The 11,700-nt window shown below is 61.0% G+C and carries 11 protein-coding genes; all 11 read left to right on the forward strand.

Annotated elements, in window-relative coordinates:
• Nucleotides 1-600 precede the first annotated feature (600 nt).
• The 11 genes from ABJK70_RS03880 (at nucleotide 601) to ABJK70_RS03930 (ending at nucleotide 11,508) form a co-directional block, all read left to right on the forward strand.
• Nucleotides 601-1,005 (forward strand): DUF1924 domain-containing protein, encoded by a 405-nt coding sequence (locus ABJK70_RS03880; protein ID WP_156881385.1) that lies wholly within the window; start codon nucleotides 601-603, stop codon nucleotides 1,003-1,005.
• A gap of 10 nt (nucleotides 1,006-1,015) precedes the next feature.
• Nucleotides 1,016-1,492, forward strand: a complete 477-nt coding sequence (locus tag ABJK70_RS03885) for a diheme cytochrome c (protein WP_347257427.1) — start codon at nucleotides 1,016-1,018, stop codon at nucleotides 1,490-1,492.
• 4 nt (nucleotides 1,493-1,496) lie between these two features.
• Entirely contained in the window at nucleotides 1,497-2,192 is a 696-nt protein-coding gene (locus ABJK70_RS03890) for a cytochrome b/b6 domain-containing protein (RefSeq protein ID WP_156881383.1), read from the forward strand.
• Nucleotides 2,193-2,235: 43 nt separating this feature from the next.
• Nucleotides 2,236-2,667 carry a response regulator gene (locus tag ABJK70_RS03895; protein WP_347257428.1) on the forward strand — a complete coding sequence of 144 codons (432 nt, stop codon included), beginning with the start codon at nucleotides 2,236-2,238 and terminating at the stop codon, nucleotides 2,665-2,667.
• 9 nt (nucleotides 2,668-2,676) lie between these two features.
• Entirely contained in the window at nucleotides 2,677-2,901 is a 225-nt protein-coding gene (locus ABJK70_RS03900; protein ID WP_347257429.1) for a helix-turn-helix domain-containing protein, read from the forward strand.
• Nucleotides 2,898-4,262: an ATP-binding protein gene (locus ABJK70_RS03905; RefSeq protein WP_156881381.1), complete on the forward strand. Its 1,365-nt coding sequence runs from the start codon at nucleotides 2,898-2,900 to the stop codon at nucleotides 4,260-4,262. The genes ABJK70_RS03900 and ABJK70_RS03905 overlap by 4 nt, the downstream gene beginning before the upstream one ends.
• A 516-nt stretch (nucleotides 4,263-4,778) precedes the next feature.
• Nucleotides 4,779-5,984, forward strand: coding sequence for an efflux RND transporter periplasmic adaptor subunit (locus tag ABJK70_RS03910; RefSeq protein ID WP_245245662.1), 1,206 nt, complete (start codon nucleotides 4,779-4,781; stop codon nucleotides 5,982-5,984).
• Complete coding sequence (locus tag ABJK70_RS03915) at nucleotides 5,981-9,049, forward strand: CusA/CzcA family heavy metal efflux RND transporter (RefSeq protein ID WP_210024131.1); 3,069 nt, start codon at nucleotides 5,981-5,983, stop codon at nucleotides 9,047-9,049. The genes ABJK70_RS03910 and ABJK70_RS03915 overlap by 4 nt, the downstream gene beginning before the upstream one ends.
• Before the next feature lie 23 nt (nucleotides 9,050-9,072).
• A complete protein-coding gene (locus tag ABJK70_RS03920; RefSeq protein WP_156881379.1) occupies nucleotides 9,073-9,399 on the forward strand; it encodes a P-II family nitrogen regulator in 327 nt (108 codons plus the stop codon).
• Nucleotides 9,400-9,991: 592 nt separating this feature from the next.
• Nucleotides 9,992-10,717, forward strand: a complete 726-nt coding sequence (gene cmoA / locus ABJK70_RS03925) for a carboxy-S-adenosyl-L-methionine synthase CmoA (protein ID WP_347257430.1) — start codon at nucleotides 9,992-9,994, stop codon at nucleotides 10,715-10,717.
• On the forward strand, nucleotides 10,714-11,508 hold the full coding sequence (locus ABJK70_RS03930) for an isoprenylcysteine carboxylmethyltransferase family protein (protein WP_156881377.1): 795 nt from the start codon (nucleotides 10,714-10,716) through the stop codon (nucleotides 11,506-11,508). Before cmoA ends, ABJK70_RS03930 begins: the two co-directional genes overlap by 4 nt.
• Nucleotides 11,509-11,700 lie beyond the last annotated feature (192 nt).

Raw genomic sequence — 11,700 nt, forward strand, 5'->3', positions numbered from 1 at the left:
TCGATCGGCTACGTGTAGATGTAGTGGCCTGAGAACATAACGCACCGGAACCGAGACCATCCGCCGTTTCGGGACCGGATTCATTGAGTCTATCCGGCTGCTCGGAACCCCATTCCGTGAGAACGAGCCCAGATTCACTGAGAACGGACCGAGAACATCCATCAGGAACCATGGGGTTGAGAACGGTTACAGCGGAATGAAAATGGTCGATTCATTTACCACCACAAAGACACCATGCAGCTCTATGTTCAGGTGTCCGTCAGCACGCGTCTATCCGTCCTATCCTGTCCGGATTTCCTGGACGCCAAACGCGTGCGCATCGGAACAGCGACAGCGCTTGCGGCGTTCCATGATCTCTTAGGTAGATAAACCCATGCCTTCCTCGGGAAGGCTCCTCAAACGTGAAACAGGAATATCACGGCGCCCCGAAGGTAGATTCGTTTCGCCCATCCGTGACACGAACTTCCAGGATGGATTATCTCTCCACCCTTCGAACGGTTGTCAGTTTCCGGCATCCTTTGTCGTCGGCAGCGTTCATAAGGTTCGCTTAATCTTCGCCGCGCATCATGGACTCCGATTCGATCCCGACGGAGTGCCCTTATGCGTTTCACCTTTTCGCTACCTTTGTTGCTCGCTGTTTCCGGACCTGCACTGGCTCAGCCGTCACAGGATTTACTGGCGGCTCTCGCCGCAGAGGCCCAACAGGCCGATCCGGCCTTTTCCGCCTTCTCCGCCAGTCGCGGCGAGGTCTTTTTCCGCGCCCGTCATGGCCGTGACTGGAGCTGCGCGACCTGCCACACCGACCACCCGGTTGTCCCCGGCAGGCACGCCGTGACCGGCAAACGGATCGAGCCGTTGGCACCCTCGGCCCATCCGGAGCGCTTCACACGTCCAAAGAAAGTCGACAAGTGGTTTCGGCGCAATTGTAACGACGTGCTGAAGCGCGCCTGCACCGCCGTCGAGAAGGGGGACGTGCTGACCTATCTTCTGAGCCTCGGGCATTGAGGAGGACGCCATGTCATACGTGAAAATGCTTCGCATGATCATGGCTCCGACTGTCGTTTTTGGCGCAAACGGGTTGACCCAGGCCAGCGGACAAGTCTCCATACCGCCCGATCCGATCTACGTGCAGGAGTGCGGAAGCTGCCATGTACCCTATCCGGCGCGGCGGCTGTCGGCGGCGTCATGGCGGGCCGTATTGAACGGACTCGACCGCCACTTCGGCAGCGACGCCAGCCTGGATCCGGCCACGCTGAAGCCCATCGCCGCCTATCTGGAAGCCCAGGCCCGTCGTCGGGCCACGCTCGGCGAGGACGGACAGCCGCTGCTGCGCATCACCGAAACCCGCTGGTTCCGGCACGAGCACGAGGAGATTCCGGAGCGGACCTGGAAGCTTCCGACGGTCCAATCGCCCGCCCATTGCGAGGCCTGCCACACCGCCGCCGAGCGCGGAAATTACTCGGAACACGCCCTTCATTTACCCAGGGAGTAACCTCATGACTCAACGCATTTTGGTGTGGGACCTGCCCACGCGTTTTTTCCACTGGTCGCTGGCGCTGAGCTTCGCCGGCGCCTTTCTGACCGCCGAAAGCGAGCGCTGGCGCGATGTCCACGTGCTCTTAGGCTACACCGTGCTCGGACTGCTCGTCTTTCGTCTCGTCTGGGGGTTGGTCGGCTCGCGCTACGCCCGCTTCGCCGAATTCGTGCGCGGGCCAAGAGTGGTTCTGCAGTATGCAAAAGGACTCATTCGTGGTCGGCCGCCCCATTTCACCGGCCATAATCCCTTGGGTGCGGTGGCCATTCTCTTGCTTATAGGGCTTGGCATCGCCAGCGGCGTATCCGGGTGGCTGCTCTACGAGGAGTTGGGCGGCGACTGGCTGGAAGAGTTGCACGAAGGGCTCGCGAACGGGATGCTGGCCGTAGTGATCGTGCATGTGCTGGGCGTGCTGTTCAGCAGTGTAGTCCATCGCGAAAATCTCGTGTGGGCGATGCTGACCGGGAAAAAACACGGCGAGGCGAGGGACGCGATTCCCGGCGCCAAAACTTGGGTCGGTCTGCTCCTCATGATCGCGCTGGCCGGGGTCTGGGCGTGGAGCGGGTTCGGAGCTCTGAACCGAGGAGAACCCCAGGCGAGCCATGCCACCGCGGACCGGATCGGATGGGCGGAACGGGCTGATCGGGACGACGACTGATCCCATCCGCCTCCGCGCCGGCCGTCCGTAGTAAGATCGACCCATGAGAATCCTGATCGTCGAAGACGATGCGCTGCTCGGAGACGGCCTCCGGGCCGGGCTGAAGCAGGCGGGCTTCACGGCCGACTGGGTGCGGGATGGGGTATCGGCGCGCCTGGCCCTGGAAACCGAGCGGTTCGCGGCGGTGGTGCTGGACTTGGGATTGCCGAAACTAGCAGGGCTCGACTTGCTCCGGCAGCTCCGGGTGGCCCAGGACCCCGTGCCGGTGCTGATCCTCACGGCCCGGGACGCCGTGGCGGACCGCATCGCGGGCCTCGATGCCGGTGCCGACGATTACCTGGTCAAGCCCTGCGATCTCGGCGAACTCGCCGCCCGCCTTAGAGCGCTGATCCGGCGCTCGGCCGGCCGGGCGGCTCCGGCCATCGAAATCGGACCCTTGGCGGTCGATCCGGTCGCCCATGCCGTGACTTATTGAGGCCAACCGGTGGAGCTCTCCGGCAAGGAATTCGCGCTGCTCCACGAACTGGCCCGGGAGGCCGGCCGGGTGCTGTCCAAGGAGCAGCTCGTTCAGCGCCTCTACCCTTGGGATGAGGAAATCGAGTCAAACGCCGTCGAGGTACACATTCACCACCTGCGCCGCAAGCTCGCCCCCGAGGTGATCGTCACGCTGAGGGGCGTGGGGTACTTCCTGCCCAGGGACTTGACGTGAAACATGCGGCATCATCTCTCCGTTCGCGGCTGCTGATCGGGGTGCTGTCTGCCGTCGCGATCGCCTGGATCGCCGTGACCGCGTCCGCCTATCGGCAGGCCCGGCACGAATTGGACGAGCTGCTGGATGCCCATCTGGCCCAATCCGCCGCCATCCTGCTGGCCCAACTGTCCGAAGAGGCCGAAGAAATTGACCTCGAACACGTACCGCAACTGCATCGCTACGCTCGCCGCGTCGCTTTCCAGGTGTGGGAAAGAGGACAACGCTTGCGTCTACATTCCGTCTCGGCGCCTTCGACCCGGCTTTCCTCTGTCGACGAGGGCTTCAGCTTCGGAGACGCGGAAGGCCGGCGCTGGCGGGTCTTCAGCACCTGGGGGCACGAGCACGAGTTCCTGATCCAGGTCGCCGAGCAGATCGAGGCTCGTGACGCAATCAGCGGCGAAATCGCCGGCCATCTGCTGGCACCGCTGGGTGTTGCCCTGCCGCTCTTGGGGGTCGCTCTGGCGCTGGCGATCCGACGGGGACTCAAGCCCCTGGAGGAGGTGGCTCGACAGCTGGCCTCGCGCGATCCGTGCCGCCTCGAACCGCTCGAGGCAGAGCCGGCTCCGGCTCCGGCTGAGATCCGGCCCCTAGTGGACCGGATCAACGGGCTGTTCGAACGGATGAAGGAAACCTTGGAGCATGAACGCCGATTCACGGCGGACGCGTCCCATGAACTTCGGACCCCGATCGCCGCCATTCGGGCTCAGGCCCAGGTCGCTCAGGAAGCGACCAACGAGGCCGAGCGCCTCCGCGCCCTGGACAAGGTCGTAAGCGGCTGCGACCGGGCGACGCATCTGATCGAGCAATTGCTCACCCTGGCTCGGCTGGATGCCGGAACCTCGCCGTACCCCGAGAGTCGCTGCGATCTCGTGCCGATCGCCCGCGACGTTCTGGCCGAACTCGGTCCCTGGGCACACGGTCGAGGGGTCACCCTGGAACTCGTGGCCACGGATCCCATCCCGGTCAGCGGCAACGAAGCCTTGCTGCGGGTGCTGCTGCGCAATCTGGTGGACAACGCCGTCCGCTACAGCCCGCCGGGTAAAACGGTAACGATCCGGGCGCGCATGGATTCGGCGGGAACGCGATGGGAAGTCATCGATCAGGGGCCCGGCATTCCCTCCGCCGAACGCGAGCGGGTTTTGAGTCGCTTTTATCGGCTGGCCGGGTTCGAGGAGGGATCGGGCCTCGGCTTATCCATCGCCCAGCGTATTGCAGAGTTGTGTGGCGCGCAGTTAACTCTCCATGATGCCGAAGGACATTCTGGTGTTCGTGCGCTTGTGAGATTTCCGAAAACATCCGTAAGTGGCTCGACCACCTAACCCGCTCCACGGTGGCTGGATATGAGAGCATACCCATAATTCCAAGGGCTAGGGAAGCTCTGAATAAGTGGATTCCGTTCATGCCCTTCGACAGGCCTGCCCTGAGCCCTTCGACTCGGCTCAGGGCAGGCCTGTCGAAGGACTTAATCAGAGCTTCCCTAGGTTCAGGACGCGGCGAAGGGTGACATCATCGCCAAGAACGATTTATGGCCTAGCTGCTTGGGATGGCGCGGTCTAATTCTTCATCTAATCCGAGGACTCCCTCGCCCAGAAAAAATCCCCGATAGATCGGCCGGTGACGAATCCCTGCGAACTGGCACCCGGATCGGACGGTCTTAATTCGCGTCCCTGCAAATGCTAAACGAGAACGCCCAAAATACTTCCAGTTCGCATCATCCCTCGCGTTGCCCGAAACCGAATTGCGCAAACTTGTATGCGGGTCTGGATTATTCTGTTTTTTCGGTATCACCATGGTTGCCGATTCATGAGGCCACGGACGACCTATCCGATGTTTCCATGCCTATGCTCGCAATTTCCAGCAAGTCCTCGACGGAGATGACTCGTCGGCTGCCCCGGTTGGCGGAACTCCTGCTGCTCCTGGGATTGGGCCTTGCCGCTTGCCACCAGAACGATTACCAGCCCAAGCGGGCCGTCGCGCCTTTACCGAAAGATGAAGTGATATTGCCGGCAGATTCCTCCAAGCGGAGCTATATCCAGGAACAAAGGGTAGAGCTCACCTCGGCCCCTCTGATGGAGCCCGTGGCGGGCAAGATCGCCTACGACGAATCCCGTACCGCCCGCATCTCCTCGCCCATTCCTGGTAGGGTGATCTCGACGCTTCCCGAGTTGGGAAGCACGGTCAACGCCCACGATTCGCTGGTGGAACTGGATAGCCCGGCTCTAGGCCAGGCCAAGGCGGATTATGCCAACGCCGTGGCCGATCAGCGGCTCGCCGAAGAAGCCTATCGGCGCGCCAAGATGCTTTATGAGAACGACGTGCTCCCGCGCAAGGAATTGCAGCAGGCGGAGGACAACCTCGCCCATGCTCGCAACGAGGCGCAACGGGCGCGAATGCATCTCGACAACCTGGGCGTGGCCGACGACCGGATCAATGACCGCTACGTGGTGCGAACACCCATCGCCGGCGTCATCACCGAGCGGCACGTCAATCCCGGCATGGAGGTGCGGCCGGATCTGGCGGAGCCGCTTTTCGTGGTGTCGGACCTCCATTCGCTATGGGTACTGATGAACGTATTCGAAAAGGACTTGGGGCTGATCCATCCTGGCACGCAGGTATGGGTGAGCGTGGCGGCCCACCCCGACCGGAAATTCGCGGCCACCGTCGAATACATTGATAAGGTGGTGGATGAAGCGACCCGCACGGTTAAAGTCCGCTGTAATCTGGCAAACCCGGACGGTGCGTTGCTGCCCGCCATGTACGCCACGGTCGAAGTGCAGAGCGATGCCGACAACCGGGCCATCGTCGTACCCTTGTCGGCGCTGATCACCGAGGGCGAGGGTGACCAGGTCTTCGTGTCCGTCGGTGACGGCCATTACAAGCGCCGCGACGTCAAGGTGGGCCTGAGGCTCCGTGACCGGGCGGTGATCGCCGAGGGGCTGAAGCCCGGAGAAGTCATCGTCAGTCAAGGCGCCCTGCTGCTCCGGACCGAGGAGGCTAACGAACAAGCAGCCGATCCCGAGTCCGGCACGCCAGGGCAATGATCTACCGCATTCTCGCCTTCTGCCTGCAACAGCGCCTGCTGGTCATCGGCCTTACTTTAGTGATCGTGGCGCTGGGAATATTCTCCTTCGAGAAACTGCCCATCCAGGCTTTCCCCGACGTGCAGAACGTGTTCGTCCAGGTGGTCACCCAATATCCGGGGCAGGCCCCGGAGGAAGTGGAAAAGGTCGTAACCCTCCCCATCGAACGAGAGATGAACGGCCTGCCGCACCTCATCAACATGCGTTCCGTGTCGATCTTCGGGCTGTCGGTAGTGACCCTGACGTTCGACGACGACGCCGAGGATTATTTCTCGCGCCAACAGGTACTGGAGCGCCTCCGTAACGTCAGCCTGCCCTCCGACGTGAACCCGGTGCTGGGCCCCCTAACCACCGGCGTGGGCGAAATCTACCGCTTCGTCATCGATGCCAAGGAACTGCCGCTGGTGGACCAGCGCGCCATCGAGGACTGGGTGGTGGAACCGAGGCTCCGAACCGTGCCAGGCGTGGCGGACGTGGTGTCCTTCGGCGGCGGAGTAAAGCAATACCAGGTTCAGGTCTGGCCGGATCGGCTCAAGGATTTCGGCTTGTCTATCGTCGACGTCTATCAAGCCATCGCCGACAACAACGGCAATACCGGCGGCGGCTATATCGAGCATGGCGACCAGGCTCTGGTGGTGCGCGGCGTGGGCCTTCTCGCCAGCGGGGACGAGATCGGCGACATCGTCCTGACCGCCCACGACGGCTCGCCCATCAAGGTCCGGGACGTGGCGGACATCGGCGTGGGACCCCAGCCCCGCACCGGCATCGTGGGCTACGACCGGCGCGACGACGTGGTGGAAGGCGTGGTGCTGCTGGTCAAGGGCAAGGACGCGATCAACGTGCTGGCAGGCGTGAAGGAAAAGATCGCCGAACTCAATAGCCACGGTCTGCCGCCCGGGGTCAAAATCAGGCCCATCTACGACCGCACCGAACTGGTCCAGCACACGGTGCACACCGTCGAGCACAACATGCTGGAAGGCGCCGTGCTGATCCTTGTCGTCCTGGTAGTCTTCCTGCGGAGCGCGCTGGTGGCGGCGGTGGTAACCCTGGTCATACCGCTGTCGCTGTTGTTCGCCTTCATCCTCATCGATGCGCGGGGCATCTCGGCCAATTTGATTTCGCTCGGAGCCATCGACTTCGGCATCATCGTCGACAGCGCCGTGGTGCTGGTGGAAGCGATAATGGTCAGGACCACCTTGGAAATGCACCGGGATCTGAGCCTGAACCACATGCGCCAGTCCATGCTCAACACCGCTGCGGAAATGGGCCGGCCGATCCTGTTTTCCAAGGCCATCATCATCACGGCATTTCTCCCCATATTCACCTTCCAGCGGGTGGAGGCCAAGATTTTCTCGCCCATGGCCTATACCCTGAGCTTCGCCCTTCTGGGTTCGCTCATCGTCAGCCTGACCCTGATACCCGTCCTGCTCAGCTTCATGCTTGGAAAGCGCCTCGAGGAGCGCCGTAATCCCCTGGTGCACTGGATGGAAACCCGTTACCGGCGCGCGCTCGAATGGGTATTGGCGAGGCCGAGGCCGGTGATCGGAGGCGCCGTACTGGCTCTGGCGCTATCCCTGAGCCTCCTGCATGTCATCGGCACCGAGTTCATGCCCAAGCTGGACGAGGGCAACATCTGGCTCACCGTGACACTGCCCACGCCCATTTCCCTGGATAAGGCCAAGGATATCGAGCGAAACATCCGGGAGCGCATCGAGAACTTCCCGGAAGCGCGAACGGTAGTATCCCATCTGGGCAGGCCCGAGGACGGCACCGATCCGAAAGGCTTCAATAACCTCGAAATCCTGGTGCCATTGCAGCCCAAGGGGACCTGGCGTTTTTCGCGCAAGGACGACCTGATCCGGGCCATGAACGATAAGCTGCTGGTATTTCCAGGCGTTCAGCTCAACTTCTCCCAGGCAATCCAGGACAATGTGGAAGAAGCCATTTCCGGAGTGAAAGGCGAAATCGCGGTGAAGATTTTCGGCGAGGACCTCAAGGTTTTGCAGGACAAGGCCGACCAGGTGGTGCGGATTCTCAAGTCCACGCGCGGTTCGACCGACGTGGCGGCGGAGCAGCAGGCGGGACTTGCTCAGGTGGTGATCCGCATCGACCGCGCCAAGATCGCCCGGCACGGCATCAACGTGTCCGACGTGGAAGACGTGCTGGAAATGGCGGTGGGCGGCAAGGCGGCTTCGCAACTTCTCGAAGGCAGCCGGCGTTTCGACATTGCCGTGCGGTTGACGGCCGACGGCCGCTCCTCGGTGGCGGACCTGGAAAACCTCACCGTCCGAGCGCCGGACGGCAGCCGCATCCCCTTGGGCCAATTAGCGGAAATCAAGGTGGACATGGGCGCTTCCCGCATCGGCCGCGAGGACAACATGCGGCGCATCGCCGTAAAGTGCAATCTCATCGGCCGCGACCAAGGCGGGTTCGTCCAGGAGGCGATGCCGCGCGTGGCGCGCGAAGTGGTATTGCCGCCCGGCTACCGCGTCGTCTGGAGCGGCCAGTTCGAGAACCAGCAGCGGGCCATGAAGCGGCTGTCGATCATCGTGCCGATCAGCCTGACCTTGATCTTCGTGTTGCTGTTCTGGGCCTTCCAGTCGGTCAAGCATGCCGCACTGATCGTCATGAACGTGCCTTTCGCCCTGATCGGCGGGCTCGTCGCGCTATGGCTTACGAGCATAAACTTAAGCGTTTCGGCGGCAGTGGGCTTCATCGCCCTGTTCGGCATCGCCGTGCAGAACGGCGTTATTCTGGTGTCGCAGCTCAACCGTTTGCTGCGCGAGGGACTGTCGTTGCACGAGGCGATCGTCTCCGGCGCCACCAGCCGCCTGAGGCCGGTAACCATGACTGCACTGATGGCGATGCTGGGCTTGTTTCCCGCCGCGCTGTCCACCGGCGTAGGCTCGGAAACCGCCAAACCGTTCGCCGTGGTCATCATCGGCGGGCTGGTCACGGCGACGCTGCTCACCCTGACCATCCTGCCCCTACTCTATCGCTATTTCGAGGAGCGTGTACGCCTCTGAAGGCAAACCCGCCGGGAACCGCCATGAAAGAAATCCGCGCTTATGTCCAACCCTACATTCTCAGCCGTCTCGTGCAGATGCTTGCCGAGATTCCCGATTTTCCGGGCATGAGCGTCAGCGATTGTGAAGGTTTCGGTCGGGACCGGATCGAAGCCGGCAAAGGCTTCACTCCCTTCGCCCTGAAGAAGCGGCTGGAAATCTTCACTCCGGATGAGTTGGTGGAGCCCATCGTCTCGGCCATCATGAAACACGCCCACACGGGCCACCCCGGAGACGGAAAGCTTTATGTGATCGATGTACTGGAAGGAAGTCGGATTCGAACGGGCGAAAGAGGAAAGGAAATCGTTTGAAGGTAGCGCTCCGAAATCGAAGTCAAGGCGCATACCTCCCTGAAGCACTACCCCGTCGTCCCGCGACAACGGACGAGACACAGTTCCCCCGATACCGCCTGCGTGTGTTCAGCGTAATCGCATTACCCGCGCGTTTTGAATTCGCCGCAAGCTGACCGGCCCGACAGCAGTTGACTCCGCAACGGCTAAGAGCCGTCGTTCCGAACCGCTTTTGATTCGGTGCGAAAGAACCTTCGGAACCGGTTGAACACCACCGTTTTATGTCCGGATAAGCGTTCTTGCTGACGTCTTGGGATGCGCTGCGTGCGCCTCAAGCAAGACAGAACAATAGGTCCGGAAAGTGTTGTGTGTGCGGCGCAATCCACGACCGTGTTTATCGGCACGATTTTTGCCTTAACCCGCGTGTCACAAATTCCCTGAAAAAGGCTCTTGTCGATGGATTCCGGTCGAGCGGCTCCGCCGTTCGCTACTGCCGCGGCCATCCAGCGCAAATCGCCGCGGCGGACTCTTCGTAATCCCGGACTTTTCGCCGGCTAGTTGTAATCAAGCGATCGAACTCGCAGCATTCGCAGAAAGGACAGTTAAAAAAACCATGACCAAAGACGATTTATTTAAAGAGCAACGCCCGCTGGTGATGGATTTCGATTTCGGAAAGGATACGGCCGAGGTTTTCGACGACATGCTGGACCGCTCGGTCCCGTTCTATGCGGAAATTCAACGCATGATCGGAGAGCTCGCGGGAGATTTCGCCGTACCCGGAACCAATCTTTACGACCTGGGTTGTTCGACCGGCACGACGTTCATGGGACTCGATCCGGTCGTTCCGGCAGACGTAAACTTCATCGGGGTGGACTCCTCGCCCGAGATGCTGAAAAAGGCTCAGAAAAAGTTGGAGCATTGCGGCCTTTCACACAGTCATGAACTGATCTGCCTCAATTTGGATAACGGCGTACCCATCCTGAATGCCTCGGTGGTCATCCTGAACCTGACGCTGCAATTCGTCCGTCCGCCCAACCGCGACCGCGTCGTTTCGAGCATCTCGCACGGATTGAACGACGGCGGCTGCCTAATTCTGGTCGAAAAAGTGCTCAGCCAGGACTCGACCATCAATCGGCTGTTCATCAAGCATTATTACGAGTTCAAGAAGCGCAACGGCTACAGCGAACTCGAAATTTCCCAAAAGCGGGAAGCGTTGGAGAACGTCCTGATTCCCTACCATCTCGGGGAAAACCGGGAACTGTTGCTGCGGAACGGCTTCAGATCGTGCGATGTCTTCTTCCGCTGGTACAACTTCTGCGGCATGGTGGCGGTGAAATGAACGTCGGTTCTCTGATTCACCGGTCGCTGTTGCATTCCGGACGCTTCTTCTTCCGCGTACGCAACGCCCTGTTCCCGGTCATTTTCCTGCTTTTTCTCATCTTGGTCAGACCGGCCGTATTCCTGGGCAATGAGAAGCTGGATGCCGTCGTTACGGCAGCCGGAATACTCATCGCCCTGGCCGGACAAGCATTTCGTTTGCTGGTCATCGGATATGCTTATGTCAGGCGCGGCGGCAAGAACAAGGAAGTCTTCGCCAACGAACTGGTTACCCGAGGCTTTTACGCCCATACCCGGAACCCCATGTACGTCGGCAACTTCCTGATCATCGCCGGCCTTAGCCTGCTCTACGGTTCCCCCTGGGTCTATGCCGTGGCGATACCCTTCTTCGCCTGGGTCTATCTCGCCATCGTCACGGCCGAGGAAGCTTATCTGCGGGATAAGTTCGGGGCGGTTTATGAGGCGTACGCCAAAAAGGTCAACCGCTTTTGGCCCGATTTGCGGGGTATCCGCGGGTCTTTGGCCGAATTCCGCTACGACTGGCGGCGGACGCTGGTCAAGGAATACAACACGCTCGTTTTCACCCTGGCCACTCTGTTGGGGCTTTTCGTCTGGAAGATGGCTTACGTGTACGGTTTAGAGACCCATCGGACCCTGATCCAGGTTCTGAGCGCCGGGTTCATACCGCTGGGTCTATTTTATGTGTCGGTTCGCTTCTTGAAGAAGACCCGCCACCTTCGACCGGAACGCAAGGCGGAATCGGAAACGGCAGTTCTCCGCACGACAAAATGACTTCGGCGGCGCCGGCCGGAGCCTTTTTTTACCGCGGTTTGGCGGTGCGGGTCGGACGATCGTAGGTCGGCAACCCATTGCCGACGCACGAGATTATGCAAGCGCCTTTGTCGGAAGGGGCGTCCTAGCGCTCCCCGGATGACCGTTTGCGATTGGAAGGGTCGCGACTAAAGCGACCGTTTGCGATTGGAA

This window comes from Methylocaldum sp. (assembly GCF_039794385.1).
Lineage (GTDB): Bacteria > Pseudomonadota > Gammaproteobacteria > Methylococcales > Methylococcaceae > Methylocaldum.